The following is a 20,123-nucleotide window of genomic DNA, read 5'->3' on the forward strand; positions in this document are numbered from 1 at the left end:
TTTAGAGCAGCATCCGCTAAAAGCCAGTAAACCAACCAAAATAAGAAAGGCAGCATGGAATGGTGATTTTAGGAGCGAGATTTTCTTTGGTTAAAAGATTTAACAAAGCTTAATCCCGCCCTGCATTAGAAAGCGTGTTTGAAGATGAATCAAAAATAAACTCAAAAACGGTATTGAAAGTGCATTTATTTATCGTAGTTTTTTTCCAATGATGGGATTAAAGAGTACTCATATCGGACGATTACTTGTTAGCGCAATAAATGTGCAATTCTCAAAAGATTACAGCCATACATAAATATTTACCTCCATCTTCCTAATTTAAAAGCATGCAAAGCCATCCCTCATCATTAAAAGTATTGAGACCCTCTTGATTCTGTAATTTATTCAAGGTATTTTGATTATGTAACAAAACCAAGGTGGAGTTTACATGTCTGAAGAAAAAGCTGAGCACAAGGTAAAACATGGCGGATTTCGAACTGGTGCAGGTCGAAAAACTAAATACGAAAAAACAGTCGTGATGCGGGTTCCTGAAAAATACAAAGACGCTATAAAAAGTTTAATTAAACATTTAGATGATTGTGAAATGATAGATAAAAACTACTCAGGAGTGAAGTCCGAACCTATTTTTATTCGATCTCTTCAGGACAAACCACAAAAAATAACTTTTATTGTTAATCCAGTTTCAAAATCTTGATTAAGTAACGATATCAAGTTGTATAATGATAAATAATCTAGATTGAAGTAAGTAAAGTTACTTCAACTCTCCTAACCCTAACCCTAGGCCTATGGTTTCTTGTTTGAAGCGACCGAATATATTCATCACTTGGTCATATGAAGTTGATAAAAAATCTTCATCGAACAAGCTATCAATGTTTTCATTGAAATCATTTAGTTTAATTTCATTACCGGCCAAATCAATACTTGGCCCTTTCAACGAAATTGTTTTGTTTTGACTATTAGTCTCATCGCCGACGAGCAGTGATTGCATTGTTTCAAATTTTACAACATCAGCCTCAACAGGCACGTCATGTCTAACTCTATAAGCATACTCTAGTAACTTGGGTTCCGCTGGCATATAAAGAATTGCTTCTTGATTAGTAGTGTCTGTAACTCTAAGAATTCGTCCTAGTGTTTGCCTAAAATACATTTCAGTTTTTATGTTTGAGAGATAACAACACACTTGTAGGCGAGGGATATTAGTTCCCTCACTAATCATTCCAACAGAAATAATCCACTTGGATTCTGAATGTCTGAATCGCTGAATAATGGCTGTCGGGTCATTTTCCTTATAGGTAGCTACAACCGCTTCTTCTTCAAGCCATTTTTTTACAAATGTTGAAATTCTATTGGCCTGTTCTATCGATGACGCTACGATTAAGCCAGCGGCATTAGAGTTTTCAAGTCTTATAAAATCTAGCTTTTTACTAGCCGAAGTGATGATATGTTTTATTACATCCTCATTTTCGATTACGTCCTGGTATGCAACTTGGGAGTTAGACAGTAGGTCATCAAAGCTTTCGAAAACGACGGTTTCATTACTTTCTATTACTGAAATATGATTGTTATCAATAGCGATTATCTGAGGTACGCGACAAACACCGTCTAAAATGGCCTCATGAAGCCCATAGACGTAATCACATGAGATTTCACCATCTGGTGAGGCGTAGCTAGCAAAAACGATAGGGGCCGTATCTGAGCGCCAAGGCGTGCCGGTTAATGCCATGGTGAATCGAGCTTTGTTCTGAATGTTCAGAATTATATGCTCTCCCCATGAATTCGCATTATCGACAGTAGATCCTGCACAATGATGGATTTCATCGAAAATAACGAATACTCGATATTTTTCAAATAGCTCCCAAAAAGCACCATCTAAGTACTGCAAATGTTGATAAGTATAAGCTCTGCCCTTTGAACCAATTAGCCCGTCAAAACGTTCATTCGATCTTAATTGTAAGCACTCAGCAAAATCCATGGAAACTATCGAAGATGGGGAAAAACAAAAGATTAAATCAACAAGGTCATTCTTCAATAGATGGTTTGATAAAACAGAGGCCATCAGAGTCTTTCCTGAGCCAGGCGTCGCTAAAACCAAGAAATGAGACTGTCCATTAAGGTATTGTTTTAATGACGAATCTATACATGCATTTTGCCAACGTCTAAGTCTCATATATTTCTCTGTTCGATGATCGCTTCAATGGCCTTGATTTTCCCCAACAATTTAGTGCTATTTTCCCTCGCTAAATTGTACTTGGGTTGTAACTCTTCAGCTAAATCAGGCAGCTCTAAGTATATCTCTTTATATGCCTCTGATTCACCTAAGCTCAATAATAGTTCTGATTTATAGTAGTTTAGTTTTGCGCTCAATTTCTTATGTTTATCAATGCCTTCAATATCAGAAATAGGTAATAAAGCCATAGGCTTAACAGGAAGGTTTGTGGCATCAAAATGAACTGTTTTTTTGAATCTAGTCTGTCCCTTTTGCTTTTGTATATTCCTCTCTAACCAGCCTTTTTTTACTAACTTCATTAATTCTGCATAAATCATTCTTCTGATCTCTGCGCTATCCAAAGAGGGATCTTTTTTTAATGCAAAATATGCAGAGCGGACATCACTTGTTGTGAACTTATCAAAGTTTTCTGCTTTAATGATTTGAGCTACGAATGGGTCTAACATCAAAAACAGATCCTAATAATTTATCTCGAATGGGTATTATAGGGCGTGGTGGCTTGTACCTCAATATGAAAATCTAATCATTTTACCTGGAGTGTTGATAGGTGAGTGATTTAGTAATTGAATTTGGCGAGAAATTAAGATACCTAAGAGTTAATGCTGGCTATTCTCAAGAGGCATTTGCAGCATATGTCGGTATTGAAAGAGGTAATTACGGGAAAATGGAAAGAGGTTGCGTCAACATCAAACTGGAAACTCTATACAAAATCGTTAATGCACTTGACTGTGAGTTTGATGAAATTCTACCAGCCAGACTCAAATATAAAGTACAACTAGATTAGTGCTAATGCTTAAAGTGAGCCTCATTAATTTATACCTATAGCAGCAGTGATAATTAGTAGTAAACTTATAAGATTATTAACTAAGGTTATGATGGAGCTGATATGTGTTTATTTAACTCGGAAATGGACATTTCTGCGTTACAAAGAGCGAACAAAGTTAGGTTTTCAGATAACTTCTAGTCTCCCAATTACCTACAACTCGTCTAATAACTGATCACCAAAATCAATTTCTACACTTTCAACTAAACTTTCAGCACTTCTACGCATACTTGCTGTGAGCGGCACTAATTTGTCGGGGTGTTGTTGCATGTCATTTTCAAGAATAGATAAAAAACCTTCCAATTCAGCGGTATTAGGTATTGCATCAAACAATCCTTCGATTGTCTTTAAAGCGGCACGATATTCATCATCAGAACTCAGAGATATCTCATCGTGACCAGTAATAATTTCATTTCCGACAGAAGGAGAATCAAGCCATGCAGTTAAATCATCAGGAACTGGTGCCGTTGCGTCACATTTTAAAAGCAATATATTGAGTTTAGTATTCTTCATCATCAATTCCTCTCTTTGAATCGTCACTATTAGAGTAGCAACTCCCGACTCTGTGGTATTACTAAAATTTGATCGACTGATTTGTGCTTAGTTTCTTATTGCTAAGCTATCCTGTCACACTTTTGGACATAATCGTTTTACGAACTTTGGACGATATCTACATTCCCCACTTCCAGATAGCAAAACGGCACCTCATGAAGCGGTGCCGCTAATGACTAGAATTGAACACAATCATTCACCTCTGCTCTGAAGTGTTAGATTCATTATATGCAAAATTTCTTGCTGAACATGCATAACGAACACATGGATAAACACTGAAGCACTTTGGCACAAAAGTGTGTCTCAACCACTTTTCAATTCGTGTTTTCACTAACCGATTCTGAACTTGTTGGATTAAAACGCACTTGGCAATCTTGATTACAAAACTATTTCTATTTAAAGCATAAGCTTAAAGTTCTTTAACTTTGAGACAAAGCTTGGCAGTTTCTGCTTTTGCAAGCAGGCTAAAAACTCGTCTTGACTCATTGGTGGCCTTTTCAACGAACCTCGTTGTTGCTGGGCAGCCTTGACACAAGCACTGCTATCTAACTCAAACATATCACATAAGAACTCATCTGGATGTATTGCACAAAGACCTAGCGGATCAAGCTCCTTTATAGGGAAGTCTTTAAGATTGAAGGTAATGATTGACTCCGCTTGACCTTTAATAGCTGCAGCAACAACGTGTCTATCATCAGCATCTGGCAAGGTTAAACCATTAATCAATGGTTCATAACCTTCAACCAAGCAGTCAAGTACATGAGCATTCATTAACAGCTTGGTTCTTTCTAGCCGCACAGGATCGGCATCTGGGTTGTTCTTGAGAAGATTACGAGTCCATTCATCATGTATTTGCTCTGTCCATCGTGCTCTGAATAGCCCTGTGTTGGACAAATACATTAGGTAACTGCGAAGTGGAGCAGGATACATAACACATGCGTCTAAAATTACCGTGTATGATGTCATTAATATCCCATATCCATTTCTTGATCTAATGCGGATAGTTCAGCAAGAGCAGCTAGTCTGTTCTCTTCTAAACGGCTCTTGTATTCCATAAGATCAGCATAGGCCACCTTTCTACGGTTACCAGTGCGACTAAAAACAATCTCCTTAGAATCTAATAGCTTAATAAATGTAGGGCGAGACATATTTAGCATGTCAGCACCTTCTTGCGTTGTGAGTTCTGCATGAATAGGTGTAATGCTAACAGAGTTACCCTGACCTAATTGAGTAAGCACCTCAATCATCATGTTTAATGCACTTGATGGAATCATGACTTCGTGAGTCTTACCTGACTTGTCGATAACATTAATCCTTTGAGCTTCGCCATTGGTTTTTATAACGGCTGACAACTCTTGGCTACCAAGCTTAGCCAGTGCAATTTCTTCAGCGGTTGGCAATTTTGTAGCAGTATTCATCGTATTTCTCTCTAGATTCAAATTTAAACTATACAAATCTGTATATCAGAACATTATCCGAAATATTCGAAAAAGTCAATATTCGAAATATTCGCAATACTAAAGGTTTACTGTATAGGGTAGCCCTAAAACTGATCTCCAGAAGCAACTGGTGCCTTTCAATGAAAAAGCATTTTTTTGGCTCCCAAACATTGATATGGTACCTATAAGGGAAGGACAAAATTTATCGACTCAAAATTTCACTGGCAAGGAATGGGGCACGAACGTGTCAGCTTCATTCCTCTGACACGTATATGGACATTTGTGAGCCTGCAACTTTGCTAAATTAGCTGTTTGCGAATAACTTTTGGTATTACAAAATACTGAGCGGCACCGATTGATACGGTGCCGTCCGTGAAAGGAAATGGACATTTCTGAGTTACGAATGCCATCAGTGTATGCCTTGTTCGCATAAATAAAAATATGGGAAAATTCTATATCAGTGGCCAGTTTTAGTGAACCACTATAGATTTCAGTTTTGAAAAATATGGAAAATTCTAAACATGTGAAGTAATGGTGATTCAATACGACCAATATTTATCGGCCGCTACAAATATTGATTGTTACTAGAGCGAATTTATCACTTATAATTGCACTATAATGGCTTTCTTATTTGCAAATTGATAGATTTCTAATTCCATGAAATTAAATTGATAACACCATTCCCCATATATTTAAAAGTGATTGTCACTATTCCACCTGAGTTATTCATATTTAATAAAGACTCACACAACGCTGTATCTTCACACTCAAATGATTGACTTAAAAAAAAGTACTCACCATCATTCATATGAATTGTTGAGTCAAGAAGTTCAACATTATCAATGACGTACTCCACACCCAATTCATCTTCAACCGATGAGTTGATACTAACCAATGAATACTGTTTACTTGAAGCGTCCGCAGAAGGTGAGCCATCCTCATTGACTTCGACTGTAAGCTCATAAGTATACCCCCACATATAAGTAAAGCCTTCAATTTCGTCATAAAAGAGCTTGCCATCAGCCAAAACGCAAAGCATTTGATTTACACCTGTGCACGGTTGCATATAAGAAGCTATGGAGGTTGACTGTTCATATGATGAAGCGTCTTTTTCGTCTGAATTGTTACAAGCTGACGCGAACATAAGGCAAACAAAAAACAAAAATGAAAATGAAAATTTAGATTGCATAACACTAATCCTTTAGTTTTATTGGATATAAATAAACATAATTATAAATTTTTATATTAGCAACAAAATAAAAACAGTAAATAGACGCAGATCACATCTTGGTAACAAAATTTTGACATATGTTACTATCTTTATTTCTAATTAAATTTCTGAATAAAAACCAATTTCGGACTTTTATTGATTGTAAATAGGATCGAAGGAATGAAATTATTTAACTATTTAATCTTATCTTCATGCATTACACTGTCACTAAACTCACACTCGAAAACGTATGATATATTGGTAGAAGGCGCCGATGAAAATAATGTGTTGGTTCACAAAACTCTAACAGTTGAGAGATCAAAAGGTGAATATATTTTTGAAGGAGATATCATTGTCACTGAGCATATTGAAACTCTAAACACTCCAACTCCTTATTCCGTTATCATTAGCGGTAGTCAATATAGATGGGATTTGGGTGTAATTCCTTATACCATTTCAACAAATTATAGCACCAGTCAAATAAATTCAATTCTTCAGGCGATGAGTGATATAGAAGATGTTTCAGGTGTTATTTTTGTCGAACGCTCGAATCAAGCGGACTATATCTCTATATACAAGGGCTCAGGTTGAAGCTCTCAAGTAGGGAAGCGAGGTGGCTCTCAAAATGTTAGTTTAGCAGATGGTTGCTTTAGCGGCGGAACACCTACACATGAACTCCTACATGCTGCAGGCTTTTGGCATGAACAATCACGGGAAGATCGTGATTCATATATTACAATTAATTGGGAGAATATTATATCCGGGAAAGAGCACAATTTTGAACAACATATTTCTGATGGGGAAGATGTTGGCCCCTACGACTATAATTCTATAATGCACTATCACTCGACCGCTTTTAGCTCTAATGGTCAAGCAACTATTTCGAGAAATGACGGTATGTCTTCTCTAGGTGGTTCTGTTATGACTTCGACAGACATTTCTACTCTTCGAGAAATGTACGGTTATCTTCAAGAAGTTGATTTAAACGTAAATTACCATTATTGCTACGGCGAAAACTCTCTCAATTGGGCATCATATAATGATGATGCTGATTATTATGAGATTCAGATAAATTCAGGGTATGCGTTTTCAAACTTCGCAACAACTACAAATAAAGCATATCAAGTAAGTGTTAATCAAAATACAGAGTTCAGAGTTCGAGCTTGCAATAATGAGGGGCAATGCTCGAAGTACTCTAACAGCGTTACAGCCAAATATGCATCAGTTTGTATGTGATTTAAATAGTTGAAAATTGGCTGAATTTTAAGTGAAGACTAAACATTCTGGGCTTTCTGGCTTGGTAACTTAACTAAAATTCAGCCTATCTAACTGCATCGATTCAACATCAAGTAATATTTCTATAGCATAGTCAATTGGAAAGTTAACTTGAATCAGGATTAATATTTTGTTATCCATTCTTGCTGTTGAGACTGTATCCATAGATAGACAAGCCACTGTATTATTTAAATCGTCACAGAAATAGTAAACACTTTGGTGCATTATCTGGAGTGGACCTAGTTCAATGGACACTCTGTAGCATTACTAAAATTAGGCCAACAGGCCAGTATCAAGCAAATCTAATCTAGGCATGCGAAACAAGCTTTGGGGCAGAAATTAGTTAGAGCTTTGACCCTAACTCAAGAACTTTTGATTAGAAAATGTATACCTAGTCTCTAATGTCGTGACCAATTTGATTAGCCACTAGACAACTAAGATGTTGGACAAAAGCTCGAGCTAATCTGAACTTTTGTCCTCTATCTAATAAGTTTCCTGATTACAACCTTAAAGTCATGTGCAGTGGTCAGGGAATCGGTATCAGCACGGACTCTGTGAAGCGGAATGTTTGCAGCATCAAAGATGTTATTTTTTAGTTTGTCCCTGCGTCTTGCATCTACATTGTCATGATAGTGACTATCTACCTCGAAAAAATATTTTGGGTTATGGTTATCAGCTGGATCAAAAACAACAAAATCAACGATCCCTTTGAAGTAAAAGTCTCTTTCAGGTAGAGCAAGATGTTCTCTAATCATGTCAAAATCAAATATGTTACTAAGCACTACATTGGGATAGATAAAATAACTTGGAAAAACGTCTTTTAACGCTTGATAAAACTCTGATTCTAAATTACTTTTAAATAAAGGTTGTAACCAATCAACCCTAGAGAATTTGGATGTCTTTGTTGGTTCTTCAACTGATGGTTTGATGCCAGTATTCTTTTGAGGTTCAACAAGTAACTCAGCTGCTTTATTGGAATGCGTACACATTCGCGCAAATGCAACAGCTTCTTTATGGCTTAATTCTTGATACGCCTCTATTCCAATGTTCTCAATTTTTGTTCGTGCATCGCCACTGAGATATAAGTAACTTGCAGAATGTAATAGTATATATTCACGGCACAAAGTCGATACGAGCACAGCAAGTTCTTCATTGGCAAATCGAATAAACTCCGTCTCTAAATGTATACAAACATTAGCCCACTCCACTTCAGAGTGTTTAAGAGATGATTGCTCAGTTCTTGTTAACTTGAATATATCTGGCCAACGTTTTTCTGCCATCAAAGAGTAAAACCTTTCCATATCTAATCCTATAAACCATTTCGATAACGATGGATTTAGAGCTAATCTTCAATACTCTGATTTAATCAACAATTATCAGGTTGATATAACTCTTGCTAATGTCATGACGGTCACACCAAGTATCCAAGCGCTCTTTACTGGATGAGATAAAGTCCTGATTACCGCTGTCACTGACCATGTGGAGAATTGAAGAAATTGGCCGAATGTGGTCTCCTACTTGCTTAAATAGAAGAGTATTCATGATTTTTTCCAACAATTCATCTTCAGGCACAGAATTATTCACTGCTATTTCACAAATATTATCCAAGTGAATATACCCTCCATAACCAAGCATTGAATAGACTACACTAGACATAACGGGATCAATTTTGACAGGCTGCCATTGTTGCACATCCTTACGGGATCTTAACTCAGACTCCTTAAGCCGAACGGGGTGGTACATCCAGCCTGCAGCATCTTCGGTTTCGGTTGGAACTGCAAACATCAACGGGACAGGCACTTCAACATTTGAATCTTCACCCCAAGGCATTTTTACATCAAAATAAAGAGATATTTTAGACCAAATCACTTCTAACATTATGCGAGCAGCATTTCGATTCAACGATAATAATGCGGCCCATTTTCGATCTTCATTTATGGCGATAAAAGGAACACCATTACCTTTAACAATACTAAAGCCATTCGTTGTTACTAAAGCAGGCAAGCTTGGAACTCCTAACCCATCGCCTGTAACCTCACCCTTCTCCAGCAATATGTCTAAGAAGGCATTTCTCATACCAGACTCTGTGCTGTATCCACCATAACCATGAATGATACTAAGTGGTGCTAATATTTCTTGGACCAAAGAATAGAATAATATTCCATCAGACTTAGACAGCGAGTTAATTTGACGATAACTCTTAGGAGCTTCTTTACCCGTAATTTGTGAGAAATGAATGCGAGCAGCCTCGATTTCAGGTTCAAAATTTGGATCATCAAACTTTGATTCAAAATGTTCAGAAAACTTCTGCCTAATTACTCTTAGATGATCGAAAGCATCTATATAGTCTGCTTTATTAAGAGTTTTCTTTACTTCAAAAACACAAAGAACCTGATCTATTGGATAAATAAACTCTTTTGTTCGACCATATTGTGTACCTTCACCACAAACTAACATTCCGTCAATTTGTTGAGGTAACATTTCTTCTCCCACAGAAATGAAACCGGACACGACCTTCAAACCCAAAGACTTCGGAATGGCAAAATTTTGATCAATGCCCTGCTTAGTTATTTCTTCATATGCACTACCTAATGTTGGCATATGAGGCATATCAAACTTATCTAAGGCTTCTTTTTCAATTTGAATGAACTGTGCTAGCAGTTCTGATGCTTGCTCTATCATGATTTTTCTTGTTTGATGAAATAATACTTTAGGTTGGTGTAGCTATGGCACGCTTTGATTTGTTCCGCTTGCCAAACTTATATACACCCCGTATAGCCATAGACTAATCCGGTGAAAGTCCTTTGCAAGAAGGTTTTTCTCCAGTAACACACTGTTATTAAGCGCTAATTATTATAAAATCGCAAGTGTTCATCACGAGGATAGGTCAGAAGGAAACCGCGTCTTGTAATATCCACCATAATTATGCAGTACTGCAGGAAAGTTCATGACCCTATCAGGGGAGATCCGAAATATTGAGCATCCATAGATTTAGTATTGATAAATAAGGATGGAAGTTTTCCAGATTATAATACCTCTAACACACAATTGAGCATAAACGTGCCAGCAGAAGAACTGACACGTAATTGGACAGAAATGAGTTAGGTTTGAAATTGAATTGGGAATTTGATTCATCAGAAAATCTGCAGAAAAATGTTCTGTTCAAGTAATTGTTGACACCTTTTATCTCTAACTAATTTCCTTTGGCTCATAATAATGGACGTTTTGGGTATCTAAAATTTGGACAAAGTTTAACCTGAAAGAAACCCGCTAACTTGTCGTTGATGAAGTAGCCCTAGGCTCTAGGGCTACTTCATATTAGCAATCTGTATTTTCAGAAATTATGAGAGCATCTTCCAGTTCAACACCAAGATATCTTATCGTATTATCTACCTTTGTATGACCTAGCAAAAGCTGAACTGCTCGTATATTCTTTGTTTTTGCATAGACCAGAGTCGCTTTGGTTCGCCTCATAGTGTGGGTTCCATATAGGTTTGGATCTAATCCCAGATTGGATGCCCATTTCCTAACTATGCATCTATAGTACGAGTAGCTAATTGACTGTTGTTTCAATCTAGGGCTAGAAAAAATAAAATCGCTTGCGCTTAACGAAGCAAGTAAGAGCCATTTCATCAAACTTTGTTGTGTTCTGGCTGTAATTTCAAATTGAACTTCAATACCAGTCTTCTTCTGGATATGCTTAACTCGATTAAACATCCTGTCTTGGGAAGAAACATCGCATACTTTCAAAGATAGTAAGTCGCTTGCCCTAAGTTTGCTATCAATAGCCAAATTGAATAGTGCTAACTGCATCAAGTTATCCTCAATCTCGAGTCTGGTACGAATACGCCAAATTTCTTCAAGCCTGAAAGGCTTTTTGACACCACTTCTTTGTCCACGGTTTAGTATGACCATGATGACCTCCTTTGGGGGTGACTGGTCATAGTTAGTAGGATTGGGATACAAATAATTACACGTCTACACTCATTTCTTAACAAAAAAAAGCTAAGTCTCGGTAGCATTTAGTACCACCGACCTTCGACGGTTCTTGTTTGATTTCAAATTCACATCATATAGAACACCGCATCAATCAGTGATGATTTACCCAGCACAACATGAAAGCTCTTTAACATCCTTATTAAAAGTCTGGGCGCAAAGTTTTAGCCCTTCCACCATGGTTAGGTAAGGGAAAAGTTGATCGGCTAACTCTGTGACAGTCATGCGATTGCGAATGGCCAAGGCTGCACTCTGAATAATTTCACCGCCTTCATGTGCCAAAATTTGCGCACCGATAATTCTTCCGGTTTTCTTTTCTACCACTAATTTAATGAAGCCGTCGGTCTCGAAATTCGCTAGGGCTCGTGGCACATTTTCCATACCCAAAACTCGGCTGTCGGTGTCGATACCTTGCGCCTTGGCCTGAAATTCTGTTAACCCCACCGTGGCTACTTGCGGGTCGGTAAAGATCACTGCGGGCATAGTGGTTAGATCCAGTGTGGCATTTCCACCGGTCATATTTACACCGGCACGACTGCCTGCCGCTGCGGCAACATAGACAAATTGTGGCATATTGGAGCAATCTCCTGCGGCATAAATGCCAGAAATATTGGTCTCCATCCACTCATTAACAATAACCTCACCTCCTTCGTTAGTTTTAATACCGATTGCGGCAAGATTAAGTTGACTAGTATTAGCATTACGTCCGGTACTGATTAACAGTTGATCACCAATCACAGTACCTGCATTGGTTTCTAGCGTAAATTGTTCACCATGATATGAAACGCTTGTCGCCTGAGTGTGATTCAACACGTTAATGCCTTCTTTTTGAAAACATTCGGTCAGCTTCTCACCTAGCAAGGGATCTTCTGCATACAATAATGAATGACGCGCCAATACCGTCACCTCGCTGCCTAAGCGGCGATAAGCTTGTGCAATCTCCAACGCGATCACAGAAGAGCCAATCACGATCAGATGGTGTGGTAGCGCTTTGGCAAATAATGCTTCTGTGGATGTCCAGTAAGGTGTGCCAGCAAGGCCATCAATCTGCGGGATCGTCGGTGTTGAACCAGTAGCAATTAATATTTTATCGGCATGTAGTATTTGCTCTGAACCATCAAGATTACTAATGATTAAGGTATTGGCATCGTTAAATCGAGCAAAACCTTTGATTAAACTCAGCGCAGGATTGTTGTCTAGAATATTTTGGTATTTAGCTGTCCGCAACTCTTCCACTCGGGCAGTTTGCTGCTCAGATAACAGCGCACGACTTAGTGCTGGAGTATGATTTTCTAGTCCAGCAAACGGGTTACTTCGTTGTTGTTGAGCCAATTGTGCTGCTCGAATTAAAATTTTTGACGGCACACAGCCAACATTGACACAACAGCCGCCAATCACATCACTGGATTCAATGAGTGTAACCTTGGCACCGCCTTCGGCTGCTTTAATGGCGCAGGCAAATGCCCCTGAGCCGCTGCCAATGATGGCGACCTGTTGCTTTAAGCTATAGTCTTCTTTCTGGTTTGTGTTACCACGGATTGTCATGTCTTTAAGTTCTGTTGCAATGTAGCCTAAAGCATTAATCGCAAGGATAAGTTCAGCTACATTTACATCATCTCGAGTAGTGATATATGCTAAAGCGTTTTCGTAATACACCTCTGTTTTAATGACACCTTCAACGGAATCGAGTGCTTCTTTAATATGTTTAACGCAGCTTGGGCAGGTCATACCCTGTATGGATAAGCGTATAGGTAATAAATTCATTTTTTTTCCTTCAATTAAGGTAAACAATCATTGGCTTAAACGGCACAACTGTCATCGTCGCAGCGCTTATTTACGGGTGAAAAAATGTCCCATACAGAAACTGCCACCATCATTGCGAGTGCAGAATACGTCACATAGCTACTCCAGCCGTATCGAAACAAGGGGTAAAGTGATATCAAAAGTAGCGCAGGGCCGAACATACCCAGAGCACTACGATGCCACTGCCTATGGCTGAACCAGCCCAGTCCGTTTAGCACTAAGGCAACCCAAGCAAATAGAGGTAATAAAGTATTAACAAATTGGCCTTCCCATTGACTAAGAAACCCCAATCCAAGGGCAGAGCCCAAACTGGCAATCGCCGGGAAACACATGGCGCAGCCCATAGCAGAGATAACAGCACCCAAGGAGCCCGCTTTATCACCGATGCGTGTCAGCATATTGAATAAATTGGTCATAGCCTTCTTCCTATTGTTTGATAGTTGACGGGTAACCTGCGTTGGTGGTCGCATCGATTAACGCTTTGACCGTGGTTTTCTCATCATCAAAGGTCACAATTGCCACCTTGGTCTCAAAGGTGACATCGGCCTCGCTGACGCCTGCAACATTTTGCAGCGATTTTTTCACCGTAAAAGGACAGGTGACGCAGTTCATGGTGGGCACGTCTAAGGTCACTGTTTGTGGTTTGGCAGTAGCCGGCAAACTAGTGAGTGCCATAAGGGTGAGTAACGTGACTTTTCTCATTGTATTCTCCAAGCGTTAGTTAAAAGTGTAAGTGCTATGAATCGCTGTGTTCTGTCATTAATCTTCAATTGGTTTATGCCAAATCCTTGCTGCTGCATTTAAGCAAACCAGACAATCCAGTAATTGCTGGTCACTAGCGCTAGCGCTGCCAGTGCCGTTAACCAATAAATCACTTGCCGGCGCTTGCGCACTTGCGGCACAGCGCAGGCGGTTCCTGGCTCACAAGCCTCCACTGGTCGGTAAACTTTTCGACCGGCGACAGCAAACAGAACCAATACCAGCACAATAAAAATAGGCCGATAGGGCTCTAATAAGGTCAGGTTACTAATCCAGGAACCACTGACTCCTAGCAACAACAATATGAATGGCCCTGCGCAACACAGGCCTGCGCCGACGGCGGCGACAATGCCACCAATAATGTGCAGATTAGGATTTTGGGGGGACACGGCTTACTCCTCGGATTTCAATCTATGGAATAAGTGTAAGTGCCGTACCTATATACGGAGTCAAGCGGAATTTTTCTGTGGGTAGAGTCGTTTAGGGTTGCAGGGAATCGATGATGGGGCAATGGCTGTCATCTTGATTGCTATGGCACTGCAGCAATAGTGTATTGAGTGCTGTTTCCAAGCGTCGTAAATCCGCCATTTTGTCTCTGACGGCGCCGAGTTTATGCTCGGCAAGCTCTTGGACTTGGCTGCATGGGTAGTCTTCTAAGCTTAATAGATTAGCAATTTCCTCGAGCGTAAATCCCAATTCTTGGGCACGTTTGATAAAGCGAATACGGTTCACCGTTTCATTTGGGTAATGACGATAACCAAAGTCTGGCTTTAGCGGTTGTTCGATCATTCCCCGCCGCTCATAAAAACGCACCGTCTCAATATTTATACCAAGCTCATTAGCCAGCTTACTGATGGTTCTGTTCTTTTTAGATGTTACAGAAGTCATACCTCCTCCTTTGATTACTATGATGAATGATACTTTGGCTTGAGCTCTCTGCCCTGAGAGATAATAAATAGATTTTTACAAGGTATCCATTTTATCCAGAGTTGCAAATATTACGACCTTTCTTACATAAAATGCTATTGATGAGTAATGTTTAGTTAGATAACTCATAGCTAAAGTGAACATAATTCGATACGTGATATTCGATGCCCCTTTTCTATGACACTCAGGCAAGACTCACCTGTGATTTAGTAGCCACTGTGCAGTATTGTTAAAATGTGGTCAATATTCTGATGTCTGAAATAACCGTATCACCCACCCCAACTCACAATGGGGCAACAAAAGCGTGTTAGATTCTCAACTCTAATTTTTGGATATCGCATTAAAATTTCTATGGGTAACCTTTTGCTAAAAACGCAATAAAATAGCTGGCAAAAAACAAGTAAAAGCCAGCTGTTATTTTCCGTTTGAGCAACTTGATACCTATTCTTCCTCGTAACTTTCATCTATTTCTCGTGCAATACTTTCGAAGCTTTTGTGATTTTCTTGTAGGTAGTACAAGTAAATTCTGGCGTCATGCTCAGAAAAATCCTTAGTATTTGAGTTGGTCAAATAATCTTTTACTCGCTCAATGCCATGAAAATATTCATCAAGGTCGTACTTAGTATAATCAGTAAGCTCGTTTCTTTCTTGCAGTGCACCTTGAAACTCATTATATGTTTTTTCAATCGACTCAAGCATTTTAAAACCAAAGGAGACATTTGAGCTCGAAGGCGAGTAAATAGCTTGTCCTACTTTCTCAAACATATATCTCATTGTTGAGTCAAGGATGTCTACTAGCGGTTTTTCCATAAATTTAACCTTATGCTTTTCGTCAATTTCTCGAAGCCTTTCATTAATTGATAGATATGCTGTATTGATGCCCATCAGCTGTGTTTCTGCAATTTCCGAAAAATCTACGTCGATGAATTCACTTTTACCCTCATCGTAGAAACGAGCAAGGGTGAAACCACCTTTGCTCATAGAAATACGAGATATGTGATTAAAGTACGTTGTTTTCTTTACGTGATTCTTTGTTGGGTGACCTATTGAGGCATTTCTAACTGCTCTAATACCTTTTAATTCTTCTGACAGTTTATATGGTACATCAAATGCTTCTGATAAATGATTCATTGCATCTTGCTGTATAAATAACGCTTGTAGTAGCCCGTATGTATAGATATACGATAATCCAGTTTCATCAGGATATTCCGATTTAAAGTAGCTTTGCAATGCCAAGCCAGTGTCACCAAGGGTATCTAATGAACTACATATTTGATTCCAGTTATCTAACTCTGAAATCAAAACCTTCTGATATCTATGAGTATTTATATGATCACGTACCTGTTTTTCGATATCGAAGAATATGGTAAGACTTTCTTCAATTTTGCTCATCTATCGCAAATCCTTTCAATAGGTATAGTGCCTTAAAAATTGGCGAAAATTGTGGGCTAAACTTGAGCGTAGCGAAAATAGACTGCGGTTTTTAGTCTAATTAATCAAATTGTTATAAACCTTTGATTAATGACTTCCAATCTACGTATTTACCTATGTTTTTGAGGTTAGAATCGTCAATATGACGACCTTTTAACTCATTACGACAATCATCGACGTATGAGCAAATCGTTTGGTAGATTTCTGCGTTTGTTGCCTCTTTGTAAAACGAATTCTCAGGAGCTAATTTATGAGTTACATATTTGAACTGCTTAGTTCTCGATTTAACAAACCGTTTTTTATCATCTTGCCAATATTCGCCTCTAATTTGTGAACCTAAAATATGTAGTTTAATAAAACCTATTATCTCATTATATTCCCAAGCTCCACCATAATTTTCATGTATTGCATTTTTATAATTACTTAAATAATCTGGATTATCTTCACAATACTTCCTTTTAAATTCAGCATCCGAACCACCAAAGATCCTATTTTCAGTAAATATACTTCTCTGTTCGTAATATATTTCACGTTTAATTCTATAAACAGGTATTGTCATTAAATCAATTTGATACATTCAGACTCTCAGTTACGAATTAGGTGTATAACGCTTTGCTCACCGGAAAAGTAGGAGCGCATGCGAGTAATTTTCCTAGTCCAGCAATTTGATACTTATGAGCCCTCTCCCTAGCAAGCCGCATCAGTAGTATGCTTAAGGTGACTAAACAACAGGAGAAAGCTCAATGAAATTTTATAATAACTCACATCCATACTACTGTGGTATTGATTTACATGCACGTTTACTTTCGTCTGTATCATTGACTCTAAAGGGGAAGTTGTAGGCCATAAAAAAATAGGTGCCCGTAAAGATGACTTACTGCTCATTTTGGAACCGCTGTAACGTTCGTATGGATAAGCCAATTTCTTCACAGGCCCTCTCTTTTCTTGCGCCTGAGGTAACAGCTTCATCAATCAAGGATGCGTAATGCTGCCTATCTGTGAGTGAGGTTAACTGTCCTCGTCTTCCCCCCAGTAGGCATTTAACTTTTTTTTCAGTACCAATGATGCTTTAACTTGTTCAGGATAAAGCCCTTTTTCACGGCAATACTGACTTAATTCAATTTCGCTCAATGCTGCCGTTTCTAAAACAACTGAAAACTTTTGCTCTGGTGACCAATCATCAGAACGATTACTACCTGCCAAACCCGCACCTGCTTTTAAATACTTATTTTGCCAAGAATACAAAGTCGATAAGTTGATACTTTCTCGCTTTGCGAATTGACTTAATGATAAGCCACTTTCAAGGAGCTTTCTAACGGCGTTTGGCATCCAATTTGCGGTCAAAACTGCTTCTTGCCTGCTAGTTTTTATAAGTTTACTTCTTGATTCAAGCCGAAAGAACGATTTCAAAAAATTGTGTGAAGCATGATTATCTGCTCATCATTAATCTATCAACTTTTAACTTTAATATTTTAACCTCTTGCTCGAGGTCATCCCTTTCTGCTTGATAGAAAGCAATACTTTGTAAAGCTTTGTCACGCTGCCTTGTCATATCCTTTAGTTGATTTCGTAAGTACCTATTGTCATCTCTTAAAGATCTGTGCTTATTCGTTTCGAGAAATTTATTATGGCTATACCCCTCTTTAATCAGTTTATTATGTGTCTCAATGGCTTCTCGAATGTGCGCATTCCAAGGGCTATTTAGCGCCATATTACTTTTTAGACCGGCACCACTCCATATTTCCTTATACGTCCATGTAACCTCAGGCTTAGCTTTATGCAGTAGCTCTACCTGTTGCCATAAAGCTTTAGTATTATTATGTTTTGTTTCTTCTCTGTTCTTAAGTAGGCCGTTGTGATTACCACGTGACAAAGATTTAGACATTAATGACCTCAGCTTTATCTAGCTGTTCAATCAGCTTGTTAATTTCAATGTTCCTAGAGTTTAAATAGGATGTCTTAGGCAAACTTGATTTAAAAAAAGTTAACAATCTCTCATTTTCACGTTTACGCCACAATAGGGTTCTGCGCATACCATCCGCTGATATTACTGAATTATTACAATCAGCGGGCCTGCAAGCCGTTTTATCACCACCACAAAGAGCCTTTTGTGGTCTATACATACATAGACCATCATCCGTTTGCTCAATAAGAGCTTTATTAGGAAGACTTTGCAGAAAAATTTCACGTTCAGCCTTAGTCATTCCTTTAAACTCTTTTCTAAGTTGCTTTACCTCATCGGCACCGCCACCAATTATAGGTATTTGATTCGAATAAAGTTCTGCATATAGTTCTTCAGAAAGTATAAATTTTTCTTGTTGTAACTCAATATAAATGTTTGGGTCACCGTATATTTTAGTCATTTCGGGGTCATAGTGTTTGAGTTGATCTTGGATGGCTTTGATTCCCAAGCCTTGTCGAGTCATAATTCTAGCGAATTTTTTCCTAAACTGGTGGCTTGCTATGTACCAGACTTCATTATTATATGTAATGTTATTGTGATTGAGGTATTGACGTAACATAGTATTCATACTCATATTCGATACTTGATATGGACTTCGATTAGCCTTTTGAACAAATAAATAGTCCTTATTTGAGGTGTAACGGTTACTCAAGCCTAGTTTTAATTTATCCATTATTTGTTTAATAAAAGGCAATGTTTGCCATTTATACTTTGTCGGTTCTGCTTCTAGTTTCGTTGTTTGTGAAATAACAAAACTAATAACCTGTTCGTATCCATTGTGGTTCAAAGTTTCAGATTTGAAATTGTGTTCATTCCTGATACGCAAAATCTCATGGATTCTCATGCCGGTAAACAATGCAATGAGAATGTAACCAGCTGACATCAATCTGTTTTGAAAAGAATTTATTTCATGATGGTTTGTAAACCCGAAATCGGAATATGGAAATGTTTTTTTAACAATGGGTTCGTAGTATGCGGTACCGTCATCTCTGTATTTCTTTTTGTATTTTCTAATAGATATAAATTTTTCTCTTGCTAGGTTCACTTCATGTAATATTTTGTAAGTTTCAATATCTCTGATAGCAGCATGATAGAGTTTTTTGGCTACAGAATCAGGCATTTCAGATGTAGTTCTTTCTTGTCGACCAATTACCTTATTTGCATTAATTCTAGCCCATTCAGATTCAGACATACCTTCTAGCAAGTGAACCGTCAAACCGTCTCTCATCTTGTGAGATTGCTTTTGTAAATGGCCAAACCCACGAACTCGACTCAATAAAGTTCTGTTTGTTATTTCAAGGCCATTTTTATGAGTTTCATTCAGAATTTCACTTTGAATACATGAGGCATCAAATTCAGTAATATCTGATAATTTTAAAATTTTATTATCATACATATATGAAAGTATACGTTTTAACCCATGAGTGAGTAATTTTGTCAATGTTGATGTTTTGGGGTTGGAGGGGAGGGGGTTAAAGATTAATTGCTCTATAAAATCCTTTGCAACAGCAAGATATTGTTCATTATGTTGACTACATACGTTTGTTCCATCGTTAAATACTAACTTTTCAAAATTAAATGTCACATCACATTTTTTTAATTTTGGGTTCTCGTAACTAAAGTCCCACTTATTATCAGAATATTTAGAGTGTTTTGAAATCTGCTTATTTTTTATCTCTGGTGCTGCATTTCTCTCTTGATTCGATATGTTTATCATG

20 protein-coding genes and 3 pseudogenes are annotated in these 20,123 nt (G+C 38.0%); 4 read left to right on the plus strand and 19 right to left on the minus strand.

Annotation, left to right across the window (positions count from 1 at the left end):
• Positions 1–427: 427 nt before the first annotated feature.
• Entirely contained in the window at positions 428–694 is a 267-nt protein-coding gene (locus tag GQA99_RS13285; RefSeq protein WP_160054376.1) for a hypothetical protein, read from the plus strand.
• A 57-nt stretch (positions 695–751) separates the two neighbouring features.
• Here the strand turns inward: GQA99_RS13285 and GQA99_RS13290 are convergent, their stop codons facing one another.
• Together GQA99_RS13290 and GQA99_RS13295 are read right to left on the minus strand one after the other, a co-directional pair.
• Complete coding sequence (locus GQA99_RS13290; protein ID WP_160054377.1) at positions 752–2,167, minus strand: DEAD/DEAH box helicase; 1,416 nt, start codon at positions 2,165–2,167, stop codon at positions 752–754.
• Positions 2,164–2,673 (minus strand): VspR family transcription factor, encoded by a 510-nt coding sequence (locus GQA99_RS13295; RefSeq protein ID WP_223419997.1) that lies wholly within the window; start codon positions 2,671–2,673, stop codon positions 2,164–2,166. Before GQA99_RS13295 ends, GQA99_RS13290 begins: the two co-directional genes overlap by 4 nt.
• A 101-nt stretch (positions 2,674–2,774) precedes the next feature.
• On the opposite strand from GQA99_RS13295, the gene GQA99_RS13300 reads away from it, so the two are divergent.
• Entirely contained in the window at positions 2,775–3,011 is a 237-nt protein-coding gene (locus GQA99_RS13300) for a helix-turn-helix domain-containing protein (protein ID WP_150139088.1), read from the plus strand.
• Positions 3,012–3,203: 192 nt separating this feature from the next.
• On the opposite strand, the gene GQA99_RS13305 is transcribed toward GQA99_RS13300, so the two are convergent.
• The 4 genes from GQA99_RS13305 to GQA99_RS13320 form a co-directional block, all read right to left on the minus strand.
• Positions 3,204–3,566 carry an AbrB/MazE/SpoVT family DNA-binding domain-containing protein gene (locus tag GQA99_RS13305; RefSeq protein ID WP_229785903.1) on the minus strand — a complete coding sequence of 121 codons (363 nt, stop codon included), beginning with the start codon at positions 3,564–3,566 and terminating at the stop codon, positions 3,204–3,206.
• A 432-nt stretch (positions 3,567–3,998) separates the two neighbouring features.
• Complete coding sequence (locus tag GQA99_RS13310) at positions 3,999–4,568, minus strand: PIN domain-containing protein (protein WP_160054378.1); 570 nt, start codon at positions 4,566–4,568, stop codon at positions 3,999–4,001.
• A complete protein-coding gene (locus GQA99_RS13315) occupies positions 4,568–5,020 on the minus strand; it encodes a helix-turn-helix domain-containing protein (RefSeq protein ID WP_160054379.1) in 453 nt (150 codons plus the stop codon). Before GQA99_RS13315 ends, GQA99_RS13310 begins: the two co-directional genes overlap by 1 nt.
• A 670-nt stretch (positions 5,021–5,690) precedes the next feature.
• Complete coding sequence (locus tag GQA99_RS13320) at positions 5,691–6,230, minus strand: DUF4377 domain-containing protein (protein WP_160054380.1); 540 nt, start codon at positions 6,228–6,230, stop codon at positions 5,691–5,693.
• A gap of 201 nt (positions 6,231–6,431) precedes the next feature.
• Here GQA99_RS13320 and GQA99_RS20810 point away from each other — a divergent pair.
• Positions 6,432–7,487: pseudogene (locus tag GQA99_RS20810) on the plus strand (M12 family metallopeptidase).
• A 518-nt stretch (positions 7,488–8,005) separates the two neighbouring features.
• Here GQA99_RS20810 and GQA99_RS13335 read toward each other — a convergent pair.
• From GQA99_RS13335 to GQA99_RS13380, 10 genes are all read right to left on the minus strand, one after another.
• Positions 8,006–8,827, minus strand: coding sequence for a DUF2726 domain-containing protein (locus tag GQA99_RS13335; protein WP_160054382.1), 822 nt, complete (start codon positions 8,825–8,827; stop codon positions 8,006–8,008).
• Positions 8,828–8,888: 61 nt separating this feature from the next.
• Positions 8,889–10,208 carry a DUF6602 domain-containing protein gene (locus GQA99_RS13340; protein WP_160054383.1) on the minus strand — a complete coding sequence of 440 codons (1,320 nt, stop codon included), beginning with the start codon at positions 10,206–10,208 and terminating at the stop codon, positions 8,889–8,891.
• A gap of 636 nt (positions 10,209–10,844) precedes the next feature.
• A complete protein-coding gene (locus tag GQA99_RS13345) occupies positions 10,845–11,441 on the minus strand; it encodes a tyrosine-type recombinase/integrase (protein ID WP_160054384.1) in 597 nt (198 codons plus the stop codon).
• A gap of 186 nt (positions 11,442–11,627) precedes the next feature.
• A complete protein-coding gene (merA, locus tag GQA99_RS13350) occupies positions 11,628–13,286 on the minus strand; it encodes a mercury(II) reductase (protein ID WP_160054385.1) in 1,659 nt (552 codons plus the stop codon).
• A gap of 35 nt (positions 13,287–13,321) precedes the next feature.
• Entirely contained in the window at positions 13,322–13,741 is a 420-nt protein-coding gene (merC, locus tag GQA99_RS13355; protein WP_160054386.1) for an organomercurial transporter MerC, read from the minus strand.
• A 10-nt stretch (positions 13,742–13,751) separates the two neighbouring features.
• On the minus strand, positions 13,752–14,027 hold the full coding sequence (merP, locus tag GQA99_RS13360; RefSeq protein ID WP_160054387.1) for a mercury resistance system periplasmic binding protein MerP: 276 nt from the start codon (positions 14,025–14,027) through the stop codon (positions 13,752–13,754).
• A 98-nt stretch (positions 14,028–14,125) separates the two neighbouring features.
• Positions 14,126–14,473, minus strand: coding sequence for a mercuric transporter MerT family protein (locus tag GQA99_RS13365; RefSeq protein WP_160054388.1), 348 nt, complete (start codon positions 14,471–14,473; stop codon positions 14,126–14,128).
• A gap of 91 nt (positions 14,474–14,564) precedes the next feature.
• A complete protein-coding gene (merR, locus tag GQA99_RS13370) occupies positions 14,565–14,972 on the minus strand; it encodes a mercury resistance transcriptional regulator MerR (protein WP_160054389.1) in 408 nt (135 codons plus the stop codon).
• Between the two features lie 480 nt (positions 14,973–15,452).
• A complete protein-coding gene (locus GQA99_RS13375; RefSeq protein WP_160054390.1) occupies positions 15,453–16,403 on the minus strand; it encodes a hypothetical protein in 951 nt (316 codons plus the stop codon).
• A 112-nt stretch (positions 16,404–16,515) separates the two neighbouring features.
• Positions 16,516–17,019, minus strand: coding sequence for a hypothetical protein (locus tag GQA99_RS13380; RefSeq protein WP_160054391.1), 504 nt, complete (start codon positions 17,017–17,019; stop codon positions 16,516–16,518).
• A 166-nt stretch (positions 17,020–17,185) separates the two neighbouring features.
• Between GQA99_RS13380 and GQA99_RS13385 the strand changes: the two are divergent.
• A pseudogene (locus GQA99_RS13385) lies at positions 17,186–17,337 on the plus strand (IS110 family transposase); the annotation flags it as partial.
• On the opposite strand, the pseudogene GQA99_RS13390 reads toward GQA99_RS13385, so the two are convergent.
• From GQA99_RS13390 to GQA99_RS13400, 3 genes and pseudogenes are all read right to left on the minus strand, one after another.
• A pseudogene (locus GQA99_RS13390) lies at positions 17,329–17,771 on the minus strand (transposase); the annotation flags it as partial. The pseudogenes GQA99_RS13385 and GQA99_RS13390 sit on opposite strands and share 9 nt — an antisense overlap.
• 100 nt (positions 17,772–17,871) lie before the next feature.
• Positions 17,872–18,327 (minus strand): hypothetical protein, encoded by a 456-nt coding sequence (locus GQA99_RS13395; RefSeq protein ID WP_160054393.1) that lies wholly within the window; start codon positions 18,325–18,327, stop codon positions 17,872–17,874.
• Complete coding sequence (locus GQA99_RS13400; protein ID WP_160054394.1) at positions 18,320–20,122, minus strand: tyrosine-type recombinase/integrase; 1,803 nt, start codon at positions 20,120–20,122, stop codon at positions 18,320–18,322. The genes GQA99_RS13395 and GQA99_RS13400 overlap by 8 nt, the downstream gene beginning before the upstream one ends.
• Between the last annotated feature and the right edge of the window lies 1 nt (position 20,123).

Source organism: Shewanella litoralis (genome assembly GCF_009828585.1).
Taxonomy (GTDB): Bacteria; Pseudomonadota; Gammaproteobacteria; order Enterobacterales; family Shewanellaceae; genus Shewanella; species Shewanella litoralis.

Excerpts from the sequence above, each read along its gene's own strand:
- GQA99_RS13285 (WP_160054376.1), top strand. The coding sequence starts at position 428 with ATGTCTGAAGAAAAAGCTGAGCACAAGGTAAAACATGGCGGATTTCGA.
- GQA99_RS13290 (WP_160054377.1), bottom strand. The coding sequence starts at position 2,167 with ATGAGACTTAGACGTTGGCAAAATGCATGTATAGATTCGTCATTAAAA.
- GQA99_RS13295 (WP_223419997.1), bottom strand. The coding sequence starts at position 2,673 with ATGTTAGACCCATTCGTAGCTCAAATCATTAAAGCAGAAAACTTTGAT.
- GQA99_RS13305 (WP_229785903.1), bottom strand. The coding sequence starts at position 3,566 with ATGATGAAGAATACTAAACTCAATATATTGCTTTTAAAATGTGACGCA.
- GQA99_RS13310 (WP_160054378.1), bottom strand. The coding sequence starts at position 4,568 with ATGACATCATACACGGTAATTTTAGACGCATGTGTTATGTATCCTGCT.
- GQA99_RS13315 (WP_160054379.1), bottom strand. The coding sequence starts at position 5,020 with ATGAATACTGCTACAAAATTGCCAACCGCTGAAGAAATTGCACTGGCT.
- GQA99_RS13320 (WP_160054380.1), bottom strand. The coding sequence starts at position 6,230 with ATGCAATCTAAATTTTCATTTTCATTTTTGTTTTTTGTTTGCCTTATG.
- GQA99_RS13335 (WP_160054382.1), bottom strand. The coding sequence starts at position 8,827 with ATGGAAAGGTTTTACTCTTTGATGGCAGAAAAACGTTGGCCAGATATA.
- GQA99_RS13340 (WP_160054383.1), bottom strand. The coding sequence starts at position 10,208 with ATGATAGAGCAAGCATCAGAACTGCTAGCACAGTTCATTCAAATTGAA.
- GQA99_RS13345 (WP_160054384.1), bottom strand. The coding sequence starts at position 11,441 with ATGGTCATACTAAACCGTGGACAAAGAAGTGGTGTCAAAAAGCCTTTC.
- merA (WP_160054385.1), bottom strand. The coding sequence starts at position 13,286 with ATGAATTTATTACCTATACGCTTATCCATACAGGGTATGACCTGCCCA.
- merC (WP_160054386.1), bottom strand. The coding sequence starts at position 13,741 with ATGACCAATTTATTCAATATGCTGACACGCATCGGTGATAAAGCGGGC.
- merP (WP_160054387.1), bottom strand. The coding sequence starts at position 14,027 with ATGAGAAAAGTCACGTTACTCACCCTTATGGCACTCACTAGTTTGCCG.
- merR (WP_160054389.1), bottom strand. The coding sequence starts at position 14,972 with ATGACTTCTGTAACATCTAAAAAGAACAGAACCATCAGTAAGCTGGCT.
- GQA99_RS13375 (WP_160054390.1), bottom strand. The coding sequence starts at position 16,403 with ATGAGCAAAATTGAAGAAAGTCTTACCATATTCTTCGATATCGAAAAA.
- GQA99_RS13380 (WP_160054391.1), bottom strand. The coding sequence starts at position 17,019 with ATGTATCAAATTGATTTAATGACAATACCTGTTTATAGAATTAAACGT.
- GQA99_RS13395 (WP_160054393.1), bottom strand. The coding sequence starts at position 18,327 with ATGTCTAAATCTTTGTCACGTGGTAATCACAACGGCCTACTTAAGAAC.
- GQA99_RS13400 (WP_160054394.1), bottom strand. The coding sequence starts at position 20,122 with ATGATAAACATATCGAATCAAGAGAGAAATGCAGCACCAGAGATAAAA.